The organism is Neobacillus niacini, assembly GCF_000759675.1.
Lineage (GTDB): Bacteria > Bacillota > Bacilli > Bacillales > Cytobacillaceae > Neobacillus > Neobacillus niacini_A.
The window spans coordinates 377,504-394,912 of sequence record NZ_BAWM01000152.1 but is presented as its reverse complement, the minus strand read 5'-3'; the positions used below and the strand labels follow the sequence as shown (position 1 = coordinate 394,912).

Here is a 17,409-nt window from a genome sequence, read left to right as displayed (position 1 = left end):
TAAGTAATAAATGTTTGAATTGGGAGGGGAAATTGTGGGAGAAGCAAATTTTGTTAAAACAATTTGTGGTTATTGCGGTACAGGCTGCGGCTTAGTGCTTGAAGTCAAAGATAATCGAATTATGAAAATTCGTGGTGACAAGGATGCACCTGTTAACAAGGGGCAAACCTGTGTGAAAGGCGCGTTTGCCTATGAATATGTTCATTCGAACAATAGACTAATGAATCCGCTCATTCGAAAAGCAGGAAAGTTAGTGGAAACATCGTGGGAGGAAGCCTATCAATATATTTCAGAAAAATTAGCTGGAATTAGAGATACTTGGGGACCAAATTCAATTTCGATGTTTGCATGTGCTAGAACAACAAACGAATCCAATTACGTCACTCAAAAATTTATGAGGACCGTTATTGGCAGTAATAACATAGACGGATGTAACCGTACGTGACACGCACCAAGCGTTGCCGGTCTGGCAACTGTATTTGGAAGCGGTTTCCCAACAAACACATTAGAGGATTTTGACAGAGCAGAAGTCTTGCTGCTTATGGGGTCGAACACAACAGAGGCACATCCTATTATTGCAAACCGTATTAAAAAAGCGATTAAAAATGGTCTTAAGGTAATCGTCATTGATCCAAGAAAGATCGATATGGTTAAATTTGCTCACCGGCATTTGCAAATCAACGTCGGTACAGATATCGCGCTGATTAATGCCTTTCTTCGGGTTATTATTGAAGAAAACCTATATAATGAAGAGTTTATAAAACAATTTACAATAGATTTTGAGTTGTTAAAAAAGCACGTAGAGATGTACACACCTGAATATGCTTCTTCCATTACTGGTTTGAATGCAGAGGATATTGTAACTACAGCAAGAGAATATGCGAGTTCAAGTGGTTCAATGATTGCCTATACACTTGGGATTACAGAACACCATTGTGGTGTTAATAATGTCTTTGATATTGCCAATCTTGCTTTATTGACAGGTAATATCGGCAAGCAGGGTACAGGAATTATGCCATTACGTGGGCAAAACAATGTCCAGGGTGCAGGAGATATGGGATGTCTGCCAAACCAATTGGCAGGAGCGATGAGTTTAGTCAATGATCAGTACCGTGCACGTTATGAGAAAGAATGGAATGTTACGCTAAATCCTCAAGTTGGTGATACACAAACGAGAACCTTTGACCGACTCGAAAATGGTGAGTTGAAAGCGCTGTATATCATAGGGGAAAATCCATTGCTCGCGGATGTTCATATGAACCATACGAAAGAGCTAATGAAAAAGCTTGATTTGTTAATCGTGCAGGATATTTTCTTAACAGAAACGGCAAAAATGGCAGATGTTGTTCTTCCGGCATGTTCTTGGGGAGAGGTTGATGGAACCTATACCAATACAGATAGAAGAATCCAAAGAGTCCGCAAAGCAGTTGACCCTGGTCTGAATGTAAAAGAAGATTGGGTCATTTTATGCGAGCTTTCAACTATAATGGGATATCCAATGAACTATTCCAGCAGTGAGGAAATTTGGAATGAAGTTAGAAAACTTGCATGGGAGATGTATGGTGGTATTTCTTATGAAAGACTTGAGAAAGAATACAGTATTCATTATCCATGTCCAGATGAGGACCATCCAGGAACATTTATTATGCATGAGAGATTTCACAATCAAGAGTCTGACGTTAAAAAGTCACCATTTGTACCAGTTGATTTCACACCGCCATTAGAGCTTCCTGATCAGGAATATCCATTTACGTTAACTACTGGAAGACGTTATGAGTCCTATAACACACATTCACAAACACGCTACTATGCAGCAGGCGTCAAAGTCAAGCAGACAGAGGAAACAGTTGATATTCATCCAGACGATGCGCTTGTCTTAGGAATTAGCGACGGTGAAGTGGTTCAAGTTCGATCTCGTAGAGGCGAGTTAAAAGTAAAAGCAAAAATTACGGATCAAGTCGTACCTGGACTTGTGTTCATGAGTTTCCATTGGAGTGAAACACCAACGAATGTTTTAACACTAAATGAATATGATCCGATTTCTGGGACAGCAGAATATAAAGCTTGTGCGGTTTCTATTTCTCGGATATAAAAAAATGGCGCGGAATGATTATTCCGTGCATTTTTGATATGGTTTCAGAATAGTAAATTAATTAGAAATACTATCGTAATATACTTAATAAAGGTGTAAACCAAATAACATCTCCCTGTTCTTTGTTTTCGAACTTTCCATGATAAGATGGACACTAGTTAGCTTCGAGAGAAAACAGGAGGTACACACATAATGAATAAATTTAAAACATTCATTGCAGTTGCTGCTCTTTCTGTAACTGTAGGTGCTAATGTATTGGCAGCGGAGATTGTTGATAAAAATGAGGATCCAAAAAAGAAGAATAACATTTCGACTGAAAAAGAGAAAGTTATAAAACCATTAGATATAACAATGGAGCAACCTAAAGTGGAACAAGTTGTTCCAAAGGAAGAAAACTACACGGTAAAACCAAATGATACATTATCGGATATCGCGATTACTAATGATGTATCAATTGAAGATATAAAAGAGTGGAACGACTTAAACACTAATATCATTCATCCAGGTGAAGAATTAATCATTGTCAACGACAGCGAAAGTAAAGAAGTAGAATCTGAAATACTTGCAGATAATGAAATGATTTTAGCCGAAAAACCTGAACTGTCAAATGAAGGTCAAGCTGTTGAAGCTGCTGAACCAGCTATTGAAGAACCTGTAGTGGAAAACGCCACAGCAGCTAGTGTAGAAGCAACAAAGGAAATTACCGTTACTGCGACTGCATACACAGCTTCTTGTGAAGGATGTTCAGGGATTACGGCAACAGGAGTTAATTTAAAAGATAACCCTGATAAAAAAGTGATTTCAGTTGACCCATCTGTGATTCCTCTAGGAACAGAAGTTTATGTCGAAGGTTATGGCTATGCGGTTGCTGCAGATACAGGCGGTGCGATTAAAGGAAATCGAATTGATGTATTTATTCCTGAAAAACAGGACGCCATTAACTGGGGAAAACAACAAGTAGAAGTAAAAATATTAAACTAACCTGCCTTTTCTAAGGCGGGTTTTCTGTTTATTTAGGTATAAAAAAAATTATAGGATTGCTTAAGCAAATTGATTTGTATATAACTCAGCCAAAAGTTATATAAAAAACAAGCCGGGTATTATCCGGCTTGTTTTACCATTTGTTTATCCTCCGTTGTTTTTCTTTGGTAGTAGAAATAGTTAAGTGCAAAGGCAATGACGTAGAAGCCAATAAAGATATAGAATGCTGTTACGTATGAACCAGATGTTTCAACAGACCATCCAAAAAGCTTAGGAATCAGGAAGGAACCATAGGCTGCAAATGCTGCTGAGAAACCAATAACTGGTGCAGCTTCTTTTGGAATAAAAATGGTTGGAATCATTTGGAAGGTTGACCCTGAACCAATACCTGACGCTAGGAAAAGAACTAAGAATGAAGCTAAGAAACCAGCAAACTGTTTAAGATTTAAGAAGTAAATAACGCCTAAAGCTCCAATCGTCATTGCGACAATTACATATGCCGTAACTCTCGCACCGCCAAATTTGTCTCCCAACCAGCCGCCAACCGGTCTTGCAGCTGCTGCTACTAGAGCACCAAGGAAGGCAAGTGAGATGTATTCAGGAAACTGTGATTTTAATAAAAGTGGGAATGCCGCTGAATAGCCAATGAATGAACCGAATGTTGCCACATAAAGTGCTGTCATAATCCATGTGTGTTTACGTTTAACGATAACAAATTGATCTGCTACAGATTGTTTAGCACCTGGTACGTTATCCATTTTGAAGTAGGCAAGTAATGTCATAATCACGATCGGGATTACCCAGATGAATGCTGCATTTTGTAACCATACTTGTTGCCCATTTGCTAATACTTGACCCTTACCTGCAAAAGCAAAAGCCCCAGTTGTAACGATTAATGGTGTAACAAATTGTACGACCGAGACTCCCATGTTACCTAAACCGCCGTTAATACCTAAAGCTGTTCCTTTTTCTTTTTTCGGAAAGAAGAAGCTAATATTTGCTGATGAGGAAGAAAAGTTACCTCCACCAAGACCGCAAAGTGCTGCTAACAATAACATAATCGAAAATGGTGTGTCAGGGTTTTGAACAGCAATCCCAATTCCAATTGCAGGAATCGCTAAAACAGCTGTTGAAATGACTGTCCAGTTTTTCCCTCCTAATGAACCGACAGCAAAGGTATAAACAAATCGAAGGGTTGCACCGACAAGACCTGGGATCGCTGCTAAAGTAAATAATTGTTCATCTGTAAACGTAAAGCCAATATCATTGAGTCTTACTGCAACCACAGACCAAATCTGCCAAACAATAAATGCTAGCATTAAGGATGGAACCGAAATCCATAGATTACGCTTAGCGTGTTTTTTCCCTTCTGCATTCCAAAACTTTTCATCCTCAGGATTCCAATAATTAATTCGTGCCATTTTTATCTCTCCCCTAAATCCACTTTCATTTTTTTTCAGTGGATGTTCTTTATGTTTTCACTATAAAACAGATAGTAACATGATATTTGTGACGTACGTCACAAAAATAGTGAAGGAACTGTGAACTTGGGGTAAAAGACAAAAAGTTGTAATAACTTACGCTAAATATGCACTTCTTTGGAAAAAAATAGACCCTCCGAAGAAGGTCTTAAAGTTAAGATTTCTTTTCCTCATCGACTTCATGAAACAGGGCAACATAATTTTTTATATCCCCACTGTCATCGCGAATGGCTGTAATCGTTAACCATTCCCGATAGGTTTCTTGGTTTTTTCGTTTGTTCCAAATAAATCCTTCCCAGTAGCCCGCTGTTAACAAACTATCCCACATCTTCTTATAAAATGCATTATCGTGTTCCCCAGATTGAAGTACACTTGGTGTTTTTCCGATCACTTCATCCATTGTGTATCCAGTAATTTTTGTAAAAGCAGGATTCACACTTTGAATGATGCCATTTTTATCGGTAACGGTTATTCCATCAGTAGCATGTTGGACAATTTTTGCGGAAATTTCCAGCTTTTCCTGATAATAGAGCCAGACGACTAATATGGTACTTGCTAGTGAAAACTCCGATAACGCCATGAAGCCTATGGCATAATGCCCAGTCCAATTAAAGAGGATGGTCAAAATGATTGGCGGGAAAAAGCCTCCAAGTCCTCCCATGGCAGAGACAATTCCATTTACTATCCCAGCCTGCTTCGTAAAATATAATGGAACCAATTTAAAAATCGTCCCGTTACCCGTCCCAGCACATATGGCTACAAATAAACAGCCAAAAGAATAAATAGGAAGAGACGGTGTAAAAGACAAAAGAAACCCTGCGAAGGTAAGTCCAGAAAATACACCTACTAGTATAAGAAAGGGATTAAACTTATCTCCTAGCCATCCTCCAATTGGCCGAAATACTGTCGCTAATGCAATAAATCCTGCAGTCCGAAAACCCGCATCCACCTTCTCTAAATCAAAATGGTTAACGAGGAAAGAAGGTAAATAAATGGTGAAGGCAACAAACGAACCAAAGGTGATGAAATAAAATAAACTTAAAAACCATAACTTTTGATTTTTATAAACTTCATTAATCTGATTAGATAATGAATTATTAATTTTTCTTTCCTTTTTGTCACCGATGAAGAAATTTAAGATGGCAAATACTAAGACCACAATAAGGAATATTTGAACGGTCGTTCGCCATCCAAATGTATTTGCTAAGACTGGGGCAGCGAAAGAAGTAATGGCAGTACCAATATTACCGGCACCATAAATTCCATTAATAAATCCATGTTTTTCTTTTGGGTAATATTTAGGCAGCGAGGTTACACCAATAGAAAAAACTGCTCCCCCAATACCGAGCAATAATCCGGCCAAGATTAACATAAGTAAGGAGTTAGCGATACTTAATATTCCTATTGGTAACAATAAAATAATAAAGCTAATCGAAAATAATGTTCTAGCACCAAACCGATTTGTCCAATAACCAATTGGAACTCTTAATAAAGATCCAAGGATGACAGGTACAGCCGTAGCCCAAGAAATTTGAGTTGATGATAGCTTTATATCTGCTTGAATGTAAGGCATGAGTGATGAAATAAGCACCCAGACCATAAAACCAGCAACAAGGCTTGTTGTTTGAAGATATAATTGTTTTGCAGCTTGAGACATTCCGATCCCCCTTCATTTCCACTAAGAGTAGTATTGCCATAAAACAGCTATACAATCGAAAATTTTTTGGTGCAAATGCAACATATCGGTAAATTTTTCTTAGTGTATTATAGAACAATTTTCTATAATTAACAGTGAGTTATGACACAAAACTACTAATATAGTAATATTTCTTGTTAAAATGGAAAATAGCTCCTTATTCGTGTATTATCATATTAAATTCAATCATTAATTAAATAAGAAATCTAAATAATTATATTTGGTCCTAAACTATCAATAGGATAGGAGGAATACTTATGAATTTTCTAGAAAAAGACTCATTGGAAGAACAGTTTGATTTAATGAACAAGCTTTCACAAAAATTTTTATCAAGAGCACATCAGGTTGATATTGAGGGAAGTTTTCCATTTGAAAATATTCAAAATTTAAAAGATACCGGTTATACCTCGTTAACTGTTCCCAAGAAGTATGGGGGAAAAGAAATTGCTTTATATGACTTACTTCGTTTACAAGAAATAATTGCTGAGGGGGATGGTGCAACTGCGCTATCCATTGGCTGGCATATGGGAATTATCAAAAACCTCTCAGAAAAAAATTCATGGAATGATACTATTTTTAAAAAAATCTGTGAAGACGTTAAAAATGGTTCATTAATTAATAGTGCAGCAACAGAGCCACGAACAGGAAGCCCAACCCGCGGTGGAAGACCTGAAACAACCGCATATAAAGAAGGAGATAATTGGATTATAAATGGTAGAAAAACATTTACCACCATGGCTCCCGTTTTAGATTATTTTATTGTTAGTGCATCACTAACTGAAAGTAATCAAGTAGGGAACTTCCTAATCCCTAGAAACTCAAAAGGTTTGGCTATAGAAGAAACGTGGGATAGTATTGCCTTAAGAGGGACAGGAAGTCATGATTTAATCATGCAAAATGTATCCGTACCTAAAGAATACTTTGTTGAACAAATTGGGATTGAGGGGAAAAAAGCGAGTGGCTGGCTTCTTCATATACCAGCTTGTTATCTTGGAATTGCAAAAGCTGCAAAGAAATATGCGATTGAATTTGCTTTAGAATATTCTCCAAATAGTGTCGAAGGTACGATCATTGATTTACCAAACGTTCGACAAAAAATTGGAGAAATGGAATTGAAGCTGATGGAGTCAGAGTATTTTTTACATTCTGTTGCAAAACAATGGGATGATTCTGATGATCAGGGCAGAGGAGTAATGGGACCAATCCTTGGAGCTGCCAAATTAACAGTTACAAATAATGCAATCACAGTAGTGGATTTGGCAATGAGATTAGTAGGGGCAAGAAGTTTATCATTGAAAAATCCTTTGCAGCGATACTATCGAGATGTAAGAGCAGGCCTTCACAACCCGCCAATGGACGATATGACCATCCAACTCCTAGCAAACAACGCCATTAAAGGTTTACGTAAAACAAAGTAATATTTTTTGATTAAATTTACTTCACCTTGAACACTTTAACTATAAGGGGTGAAGACAATGCCAAGAGGAAAGGAATTAAGCCAGCTTCCTAAGTCTAATACCACAGTAGACGTAGGAACGAATACAAGAGAGGTCCTAAGTAAAGGTTTGGATCAACAGATTGAACCTCAGCCAAGTGACATAGATAAGGAAAACGAAGACATGATTTAGGCGGAAATTTCCCTGCCCCATAAAAATACCTCCACCTTTATGAGAAAAGGTGGAGGTATTTTTACTCTTCAATAAGTTCCCCAATTTCAACGATCGTTCGTTCTTCAAGAGGGCCTCTCAAATGAACAGTTGCAGTTCTTCCATCTTCATTTAATTGATCAATCCATACGGAAGCTCCATTATATTTGACTTCAATATCTGCAGTAGTCGATAGAATTTGCTTTACACGATTCACATTCATTTTTTTCACTCCTCATAAAATTGTCATTTTATTTTTTCCATCAAGTGGGTTTTCATTCATTAGTTTTGAAACTACTCTCTTCTATAAATAGTTCTAAAAGGGGAGCTTGTTTTATATTCTGTAAAAGATAAGACTAAAATCATATTGCACACCCTATATTTCAGGTTTATGATTACTTAGAAAAAGATTCCTCATAAAAAAAAATGAAACTTAATGAGCTTCCCATCGTCTTATATAAAGAAGTTCTAATCATCCGAGAGCATTGAGAAATTAATTTTGAGCTTTCCGATGAAATTGACCAAGCTTACGAGAATGTTAGTTTACCAGCTAAATATAGTGAAAATTGACAAAAAATTGGTTATTAATGGAAAAGGTTTTGTTTTTATTTTTTTAGAAATGTGATATAGTAATTGAGGTTCGTTTACCGAAGTTTATTGGTAAGTGAGAGGAGAATTAGAAATGAAAAAGATTAGACTACCTAAAATAAAAAATAATGGATCGATTGCTTTCTTTGCTATTGCCGTTGTTTTATTCTGGCTAAAAACATATGCTGCTTATCAAATAGAATTTACACTAGGAATTGATAATAACCTACAAAAATTCCTTTTGTTTATTAATCCATTAAGTTCAGCGCTTTTCTTTTTTGGTTTAGCATTACTATTTAAAAAGCGTATGAAATTAGTAATTATTATCACGAATTTTATTTTGTCGTTCTTATTGTACGCCAATATTGCATATTACAGATTCTTTAGCGATTTTATTACGGTTCCGGTATTAATGTCGACGAAAACAAATGCGGGACAGCTTGGAGATAGTGCTCTTTCATTAATGTCTCCATTTGATTTCTTATATTTCTTGGATTTCTTTATTTTAATTGCCCTGTCCCTTACCGTATTTAAGAAGACGACAGTGGAGAATAAAAAGTCATTTAAAGTGGTCATGTTGTTTGCTGTCACTGTATTCTTATTTAATCTTGGATTAGCAGAAAAGGATCGTCCACAGCTTTTAAGCCGTTCATTTGACAGAAATTACTTAGTCAAATATTTAGGTGCCTATAACTTTACCATTTATGACGTTATTCAAAATATTAAATCATCAGGTCAACGAGCACTTGCGGATAGCAGTGATATTACGGATGTTGAGAACTACCGTAAAGCGAATTTCGCAGCACCTAATCCTGAGTATTTTGGTAAAGCAAAAGGAATGAACGTAATCTATGTTGCGATGGAATCACTTCAAAGCTTTGCAATCGATTATAAGATGCCGGACGGACAGGAAGTAACTCCATTCTTAAATTCCTTAGTACATGGGAATGAAGCTTTTTACTTTGAAAACTTCTTTCATCAAACCGGTCAAGGTAAGACCTCTGACGCAGAATTCTTGATGGAAAATGGATTATACCCAATGGCTCAAGGAGCTGTTTTCGTCAATAAAGCGCAAAATACCTACCATGCAATGCCAGCCATTCTAAAAGGTAATGGTTATTATTCCGCTTCGTTCCATGGAAACTATAAAACGTTCTGGAACCGCAACGTTATGTACAAAGCGTTAGGATATGATCAGTTTTTTGACGCGGAATATTACAATATGACAGATGAAAATACAAAGAATTACGGTTTAAAGGATAAGCCATTCTTTACTGAATCAATGCCATTGCTTGAGAGCTTACCACAGCCGTTCTATACGAAGTTTTTAACCCTTTCTAACCATTTTCCGTTTGAAATGGACCCAGAGGATACAGAGTTTCCTGCTGGCGATACTGGGGATAAAGTGGTCGACCAGTATTTTCAAGCAGCGCACTATATGGATGAAGCCATTGAACAGTTCTTTAATGATCTAAAGTCCTCAGGATTATACGATAATACAGTGATTGTGATGTACGGGGATCATTACGGTATTTCTGAAAATCACAACGAGGCAATGGCGAAAGTACTCGGTGTTGAGGAAATCACTCCGACTTTGAACGCTGGCTTGCAACGTGTTCCTTTATTTATTCATGTACCAGGAGTAAAGGGTGGAATTCAGCAGAAATATGGTGGTCAGGCAGACGTTCGATCAACAATCCTTCACTTATTAGGAATTGATACGAAAGACTATATGGAGCTTGGTTCTGATTTATTATCACCGGACCACCGGAATTGGGCTTTATTTAGAAATGGTGATTTCGTCTCACCTGAAATTGTTCAGGTAAAAGGTAAATGCTACAGTAACGAAACAGGAGAATTACTCGAAGGTACTGACGCATGTAAGGAAATTTCAGATAAAGCAGCTGCAGAGCTTCAAATGTCAGATGAAATTGTTTATAAAGACCTTTTACGATTCTACCAACCTGAGGGTTATACTCCTATTAATCCTAATGACTTCGAATACTTAGCTCCAAAAGGTAAAAAAGAGGTTAAAGACACCGAAGGTACAACTGGTACTGAAAATACAAATAGTACAGAAGGTACAAGTGAAACCGGGACAGAAACTGAGAGTATAAATAATACTGAAACTGCAAATGAATAATTAGTGAATATAAAAGTAAAGAGGGGCTTTCATTGCTAATGAAAGCTTCTTTTTTTATTCGTTTAAGTGAATAAACATGTAGCTTTAGAATTATGTTTATAATATAATGAATAGTAAAAAAAATGCATGTTGCATGGTGTGGAGGAGATTGATATGAGGGATGTAAGGTTAATTAACATATTTGAACATCATATTGCACAAAAATACTTGAATCGATCTGGAATAGCCCATGCAATTGCTGTTGCCTATCATGCCTTTCATTTAGCCAAAGAACATCAACTGGATACCGATACTGCGGCAAAGGCGGGGCTTTTACATGATATGGGGCATTACACCTGGTACAAAAATGGGAAATGGGATTATGAATTGTATAAACAAAATGACATTCACCCGATCAAGGGGGCGGAGAGAGCACACAAGTTATTAATCCGTCTTGGTGAAAATCCTATAAAGGCAAAGACGATTGCGTTAGCGATTTTGTTTCATACGGATTCCTTTTTACCATCAAACGATATTGTTCGCACACCTCTACAGCAAATTGTTAAATGGGCGGATGAGAAAGACGAGGAAAAGGGTGGAATGCACCATTATCGAACAATCGAATATGATCGGGCAAAACAGAGCATTATCCGTTTAGATGACTGGATTGATACAGAACTAGCTAAAGTGGCTGAGCTTGATTAAATAAAAAAGCTGTGCTTTATGCACAGCTTGAATAATTTATGTACTAAACTCTGTGAAATCCTTCCTCACTTAAAAACTCTTCGGCTTCACCGTAAGTATCGAAGCTTTCTTCAAGGTTTAACCCAAAGTAAATATTCCACGTATCATTTTCATTGATTAAGATAAGATGATTTTTTTCCTCGTCGACCCAGCGTTCTTCAACCTGATTACCAATAATGGCTTCTTCTGCAATTGACTTTTCTACAGGTAATAAAGATTCAATCGACTCCTTAATCAATTTCTTTAATTCATCCGCAGAAAAGTCACGGATATTAACCATTCCTTTGTCATCTGTTTGATAGGAATGTAAGTTCCCTGCATAAACAAATCCGTTTCCATTTGGATGAAGATGATAGACCACATTTTTTTTGTCAGATGCGCTGTTTGGCAGCTGGAAATTAACACGTTTAAGTGAGACGTCTTTTCGCTCTAGTTCAGGAAATGATTCAATAATGGCTAATTTTTCATTAAAAGTAAGCATATGTGCCTCCAAAATTTTTCGTAATGTAACTATCATACAGATAGTTTAACTGAATATACAACTTTTTATTTAAAAATTGCTTTAGCTAATTGCCTAAAGCACCATTCTGAATTAATAACCGAAGCTTGGACGAAGTTCACAAATTTCAATAATACAATTTTTATATAGAAAGTGTTTAATAAAATAATAAAGTGAGATTAATGAAGATTTGAATAATAGTTTAAAATATATTACAATGATGATAATTGAATTAAATTGTTTTTTGGAGGAGTCTGTCACCAAGGGATTACTATGCCCTTTGGTAACAGGCTCTTTTTGTATTTTCGAAAATGCAAACAAATGAAATGAATCTAGAGGTGGAATAATAGTAAGAATTAAATTTAAAAACTATAAATTAGCTGATAACCAAAAGGGTTGGTAGCTCAGAAATAAGGAGGTTTTGTTTTGTCTTCTCTACACTTGGCGATATTAGCACCATTGATCGTTTCTATTTTTATTCCGCTATTTTACAAAATATTTCGTCGAATTCATACAGGGTGGTTTGTGCTGCCTTTACCTATTTTATTGTTCGTTTATTTTCTCTCTATCTTGCCGATAACAATGAGTGGGAAATCATTAATTAAAATTATTAACTGGATCCCGTCTTTAGGAATAAATTTTACCGTAAAAGTTGATGGACTTGGCCTTTTATTTTCCCTATTAATAACCGGGATTGGGGCATTAGTTGTTCTTTATTCCATCTATTATTTAGCAAAGAATAAAGAAAAGCTCAATCACTTTTATGTATATTTACTGCTCTTCATGGGTGCCATGCTTGGAGTTGTCTTATCGGATAACTTAATTGTGATGTATGCATTTTGGGAGCTAACGAGCTTTTCATCCTTTCTATTGATTGGTTACTGGTACGAGCGAGATAAGTCACGTTATGGTGCACAAAAATCAATGCTCATCACGGTATTTGGCGGACTCGCCATGCTAGGAGGATTCATCCTTCTATATATTATGACTGGAACCTTTAGTTTCACAGAATTGATGTCTCAAGCCAATGATATTTTTAACCACGCATTATTTGTGCCTGCATTACTTTGTATTTTACTTGGTGCATTTACAAAATCTGCCCAATTTCCATTTTATATTTGGCTTCCGGATGCCATGGAAGCTCCTACGCCAGTGAGTGCTTACTTACACTCGGCAACGATGGTGAAGGCAGGAATCTATTTGGTGGCACGTTTTACTCCGGTGTTCGGAGAACATTATCTTTGGTTCTGGCTAGTAACTGGTGTCGGAATACTGACCATGATATGGGGTTCAGTATTCGCGGTGAAACAAACTGATTTAAAGGCGATTTTAGCCTTTTCTACTGTCAGTCAATTAGGACTTATCATGTCATTGCTTGGTGCCGGAGCGGCGGCACATCATTATAAATTTTTGGATGAAAACATCTTTACGGTTGCAGTAACAGCGGCTATTTTCCATTTAATCAACCATGCAACCTTTAAAGGAAGCTTGTTCATGGTAGCTGGAATCGTCGACCATGAAACAGGAACAAGGGATATTCGTAAATTGGGTGGATTAATCCATTTTATGCCGATCACGTTTACTATATCAATTATTGGTGCATTCTCAATGGCAGGACTTCCTCCATTTAATGGCTTCTTAAGTAAAGAGATGTTCTTTACAGCGATGGTTCATGTAACCGAAATGGATATATTTAATCTGGAAACCTGGGGGATTTTATTTCCAGTGTTTGCTTGGATTGCCAGTATCTTTACATTTGTATATAGCATGATTCTTGTTTTTAAAACATTCACCGGTAAATATCAGCCAGAAAAACTTGAAAAAATACCACATGAAGCTTCAATTGGATTACTGATTTCACCGGCTATATTAGTTTCACTTGTGATCATTTTCGGTTTTTTCCCAAACCTTTTATCGGACAGTCTTATCTCGCCAGCTATGGCTTCGATTCTTCCAAGTCTACTAGGTGCGGGGGAAGAATTTAAGGTTCACATTTCCTTCTGGCATGGAATTAACATTGAACTATTTATGACACTTGGGGTAATTATTTTAGGAGTATTTCTTTATCAAACACTTTCTAGATGGAAACCAATCTATAAGAGTATTCCAGAGAAGCTTGCTCTAAATCGATTTTATGACTTCTTAATAGAAGGGGTACAATCAGGCTCCTATACGTTTACAAAATCCTATATGAATGGATCCATTCGATCGTATCTAGTTTATGTATTTGCCTTCTTTATTTTTATTCTTGCAACCACTCTAATTGGAAAGAATGCCATTACGTTCGATACAAGCAATGTATCCTCGATAGGAGTGTATGAAGTCATCTTAGCCATTTTTGTCGTTTTGGGATCCATTTGCATTCTTTTTGCTAAATCAAGAATGACTTCGATCATCCTACTTGGTGCTGTTGGGTATACGGTTTCTTTATTTTATGTACTATTTAGAGCACCTGATTTAGCTTTAACTCAGCTTGTTATTGAAACCATTTCTGTCGCGTTATTCTTGGTGTGCTTCTATCATTTACCTAAATTAAGGAAGTTTGAGACCAGAATGAGCTTTAAACTTACGAATGCTCTCATCTCTATTGGAGTAGGTGCAGTTGTAACCTTAATCGCACTTTCAGCTCATAGCAGTAAGCTATTTGATTCTATATCGCAGTATTATGTGGAGAATACGTATAAAGAGGCTGCGGGCAAAAACATGGTTAACGTTATTCTAGTGGATTTTCGCGGCTTTGATACGCTCTTTGAAATTACAGTATTGGCCATTGCTTCTTTAGGAATCTTTGGCATGATCAAATTAAGATTGAACAGGAGGAAAGAAGGATGAGAAAAACAAACAATATCATACTTGAAACAGCCATAAAAGTTCTTCTTTTCTTTATTGTCCTGTATTCAGTCTATATTTTTACAGCTGGCCATTATTATCCCGGTGGAGGGTTTATAGGAGGGCTAATGACAGCCGGGGCAATTGTTCTGCTATTAATTACTTATGATATCAAAACAGTTGAGAAAATTTTGCCAGTAAACTACCGAATTCTTACGGGGATTGGGCTGCTATTTGCAATTGGAACAAGTGCGGGTTCACTCTTCTTTGATGTTCCGTTTTTAACGCATGCATTTGGCGATGTTCAATTACCGATTCTTGGTGAAGTATCTCTTCATACAGCAACGCTTTTTGATTTAGGAGTTTACCTTGTTGTTGTTGGAGTGACTATGACCATTATTCAAACGATAGGGGAGGATGAATAATGGAAATCTTAATGGCATTTGTAATTGGAATTTTATTTATGACCGCCACCTATTTAATGCTTTCAAAAAGTCTATTACGTATTATCGTCGGTACTGGACTATTAAGCCATGGTGCTCATCTCCTTATTCTTACGATGGGTGGTTTGAAACGAGGAGCTGCTCCTATTTTAGGGGGTAATGCAGAAAGCTATACAGATCCACTGCCACAGGCATTAATTTTAACCGCCATTGTAATCAGCTTTGGTGTGACAGCCTTTTTCTTAGTCTTGGCTTATCGAGCTTATCAAGAGCTGGGGACAGATAATATAGAAGAAATGAGGGGAACAGAGAAAGATGACTAACTTAATCATTTTACCTATATTAATCCCCTTAATTACTGGGGCAATTTTAATTTTTCTAAATCAAAGAATCACGGCTCAGCGGGTTGTTTCAACGATTTCTTCAATCTGTACAATTATTGCTGCTTGGTTCATTATCCAAAAGGTACGGACGGAAGGGGTCCAATCCCTAAATGTTAGTAGCTGGGATGCTCCATTTGGGATTACGTTAGTATCTGACATGTTTTCTGCACTATTAGTGCTAACGACAAGTATTGTTGCGTTTTTTTGTTTAATATACTCCTTTAAATCGATCGGACATGAACGTGAAAAATATTACTACTATGCTGTTTTTAACTTTTTAATAGTAGGAGTAAATGGAGCTTTTACAACAGGAGATATCTTTAACTTATTTGTGTTTTTTGAAGTTATGCTTATGTCTTCCTATGTTTTGCTAGTACTTGGAGGAACAAAGATACAACTAAGAGAATCGATTAAGTATCTGCTTGTGAATGTCATTTCATCTGCCTTATTTGTTATTGCAGTTGCTTATTTATATTCTGTCGTTGGTACGTTAAATATGGCTCATATTTCATCTCGAATTAATGAAATTAGCGTAAATGGGATGCCAGGGATTTTAACGGTTATTGCTGTCATGTTCTTAATTGTTTTTGGTTTAAAAGGAGCGATTTTCCCACTCTACTTTTGGATGCCGGGATCCTATTACGCACCACCTGCCCCTGTTTTAGCTCTTTTCGGAGCTTTATTGACTAAAGTAGGAGTTTATTCGATTACAAGAACCTATACACTTTTCTTTTATCATGATATGGATACGTTTGGTCTACTTTCCATTTTAGCGATTCTGTCGATTGTTTTCGGTGTTATTGGTGCGATTGCTTACTGGGATATGAAGAACATCATTATTTATAATATCATCGTAGCTGTAGGAGTTATCTTGTATGGGGTGTCTGTCATGAACACAGCTTCCATTTCAGGCGCTGTTTACTATTTGGTTCACGATATGATTATTAAAGCAGCTTTATTTCTGCTAATAGGGGTGGTCATTTCGATTACTGGGACAAGTAATTTAAGAAAGATCAGCGGGCTTATTAACCGTTATCCAGGTCTTGGCTGGACATTCTTTATTGCTGCATTAGCTCTTGCAGGAATTCCGCCGTTGAGTGGATTTGTTGGAAAGCTCCTAATTGTGCAAGGCGGATTTGAGGGAGAGAGCTTTATAGGAGCTTTCATTATCTTGATGTCCAGTTTACTCGTTCTTTTTTCTGTTATGAAAATCTTTATTAACGGTTTTTGGGGAAAGGACCGCACTTACGGTGTAGAGGAAAAAGCACCTGTAAAACGATTGCTTATTGCTCCTGTTATGTTGGTAGTGATTTCAGCGCTTTACGGAATTGGTTCTGAATCCATATTGCCGTATATTTCTCAGGCAGCCGAGACCTTATTAGATCCCAATATCTATATTAATGCAGTCTTAAAGGAGTGAAAAAGTTTTGGCATTTCAAATTTTATTGAATGTGGTGTTAGCCTTTTTATGGATGTTTATTAAGGTTTCCTACGATCCCATTAGTTTTGTAAAAGGCTATATTTTTGGACTCCTTGTTATATTTGTGCTTAGACGTTACTTCCATAGCCGTTTTTATTTATTTAGATTATGGTCCTTTATAAAGCTGATCTTTATTTTTATTAAGGAACTAATTTTGTCAAATGTAGCAATTGTAAAAATTGTTTTAAAACCTACATTAGATATGAGGCCAGCTATTTTTGCAATGGACACGGAACTAACGAAGGATTGGCAAATCACTCTTCTCTCAAGTTTAATTACCTTAACTCCAGGTACATTGGTGATTGATGTATCAGAGGATAATAAGACGCTTTTTATTCATGCGATGAATATTGGGGAAGTTGAGGCTGAAATTAACAGTATTAAGAATTCCTTTGAAAAAGCGATTTTGGAGGTGAGCAGGTAAT

The 17,409-nt window shown here is 36.7% G+C and carries 15 protein-coding genes; 11 read left to right on the top strand and 4 right to left on the bottom strand.

The window, feature by feature from the left end; translation table 11 throughout:
* Positions 1 to 10: 10 nt before the first annotated feature.
* Both fdhF and TR08_RS28355 read left to right on the top strand, forming a co-directional pair.
* Complete coding sequence (gene fdhF, locus TR08_RS28360; protein WP_238579266.1) at positions 11 to 2,092, top strand: formate dehydrogenase subunit alpha; 2,082 nt, start codon at positions 11 to 13, stop codon at positions 2,090 to 2,092.
* A 192-nt stretch (positions 2,093 to 2,284) separates the two neighbouring features.
* Positions 2,285 to 3,073: a 3D domain-containing protein gene (locus TR08_RS28355; protein ID WP_045523971.1), complete on the top strand. Its 789-nt coding sequence runs from the start codon at positions 2,285 to 2,287 to the stop codon at positions 3,071 to 3,073.
* Positions 3,074 to 3,192: 119 nt separating this feature from the next.
* Here the strand turns inward: TR08_RS28355 and TR08_RS28350 are convergent, their stop codons facing one another.
* Positions 3,193 to 4,494, bottom strand: a complete 1,302-nt coding sequence (locus TR08_RS28350) for an MFS transporter (RefSeq protein ID WP_045523970.1) — start codon at positions 4,492 to 4,494, stop codon at positions 3,193 to 3,195.
* 214 nt (positions 4,495 to 4,708) lie between these two features.
* Positions 4,709 to 6,211 (bottom strand): nitrate/nitrite transporter, encoded by a 1,503-nt coding sequence (locus TR08_RS28345; protein ID WP_045523968.1) that lies wholly within the window; start codon positions 6,209 to 6,211, stop codon positions 4,709 to 4,711.
* Positions 6,212 to 6,507: 296 nt separating this feature from the next.
* Between TR08_RS28345 and TR08_RS28340 the strand changes: the two genes are divergently transcribed.
* Positions 6,508 to 7,668, top strand: coding sequence for an acyl-CoA dehydrogenase family protein (locus TR08_RS28340; protein WP_045523966.1), 1,161 nt, complete (start codon positions 6,508 to 6,510; stop codon positions 7,666 to 7,668).
* Between the two features lie 57 nt (positions 7,669 to 7,725).
* On the top strand, positions 7,726 to 7,878 hold the full coding sequence (locus TR08_RS32900) for a hypothetical protein (protein WP_193747869.1): 153 nt from the start codon (positions 7,726 to 7,728) through the stop codon (positions 7,876 to 7,878).
* 61 nt (positions 7,879 to 7,939) lie between these two features.
* Here TR08_RS32900 and TR08_RS28335 read toward each other — a convergent pair whose 3' ends face one another.
* The gene (locus tag TR08_RS28335) at positions 7,940 to 8,119 is read right to left on the bottom strand and encodes an H-type small acid-soluble spore protein (RefSeq protein WP_045523965.1); all 180 of its coding nucleotides are present in this window, start codon (positions 8,117 to 8,119) and stop codon (positions 7,940 to 7,942) included.
* A gap of 459 nt (positions 8,120 to 8,578) precedes the next feature.
* Between TR08_RS28335 and TR08_RS28330 the strand changes: the two genes are divergently transcribed.
* Together TR08_RS28330 and TR08_RS28325 are read left to right on the top strand one after the other, a co-directional pair.
* Positions 8,579 to 10,627 (top strand): LTA synthase family protein, encoded by a 2,049-nt coding sequence (locus tag TR08_RS28330; RefSeq protein ID WP_081954683.1) that lies wholly within the window; start codon positions 8,579 to 8,581, stop codon positions 10,625 to 10,627.
* A 153-nt stretch (positions 10,628 to 10,780) separates the two neighbouring features.
* A complete protein-coding gene (locus TR08_RS28325) occupies positions 10,781 to 11,311 on the top strand; it encodes an HD domain-containing protein (RefSeq protein ID WP_045523964.1) in 531 nt (176 codons plus the stop codon).
* A gap of 43 nt (positions 11,312 to 11,354) precedes the next feature.
* Here the strand turns inward: TR08_RS28325 and TR08_RS28320 are convergent, their stop codons facing one another.
* A complete protein-coding gene (locus TR08_RS28320; RefSeq protein WP_045523962.1) occupies positions 11,355 to 11,831 on the bottom strand; it encodes a hypothetical protein in 477 nt (158 codons plus the stop codon).
* Between the two features lie 444 nt (positions 11,832 to 12,275).
* Here TR08_RS28320 and TR08_RS28315 point away from each other — a divergent pair, with 444 nt between their 5' ends.
* The 5 genes from TR08_RS28315 to TR08_RS28295 are packed head-to-tail and all read left to right on the top strand — an operon-like array spanning position 12,276 to position 17,408.
* Positions 12,276 to 14,681 (top strand): Na+/H+ antiporter subunit A, encoded by a 2,406-nt coding sequence (locus tag TR08_RS28315; RefSeq protein ID WP_045523959.1) that lies wholly within the window; start codon positions 12,276 to 12,278, stop codon positions 14,679 to 14,681.
* Positions 14,678 to 15,103 (top strand): Na(+)/H(+) antiporter subunit B, encoded by a 426-nt coding sequence (locus tag TR08_RS28310; RefSeq protein ID WP_045523956.1) that lies wholly within the window; start codon positions 14,678 to 14,680, stop codon positions 15,101 to 15,103. Before TR08_RS28315 ends, TR08_RS28310 begins: the two co-directional genes overlap by 4 nt.
* Positions 15,103 to 15,444: a Na(+)/H(+) antiporter subunit C gene (locus TR08_RS28305; RefSeq protein WP_045523955.1), complete on the top strand. Its 342-nt coding sequence runs from the start codon at positions 15,103 to 15,105 to the stop codon at positions 15,442 to 15,444. The genes TR08_RS28310 and TR08_RS28305 overlap by 1 nt, the downstream gene beginning before the upstream one ends.
* On the top strand, positions 15,437 to 16,924 hold the full coding sequence (locus TR08_RS28300; RefSeq protein ID WP_045523954.1) for a Na+/H+ antiporter subunit D: 1,488 nt from the start codon (positions 15,437 to 15,439) through the stop codon (positions 16,922 to 16,924). The genes TR08_RS28305 and TR08_RS28300 overlap by 8 nt, the downstream gene beginning before the upstream one ends.
* Before the next feature lie 7 nt (positions 16,925 to 16,931).
* Positions 16,932 to 17,408 (top strand): Na+/H+ antiporter subunit E, encoded by a 477-nt coding sequence (locus TR08_RS28295; protein WP_045523952.1) that lies wholly within the window; start codon positions 16,932 to 16,934, stop codon positions 17,406 to 17,408.
* Position 17,409: the final 1 nt, after the last annotated feature.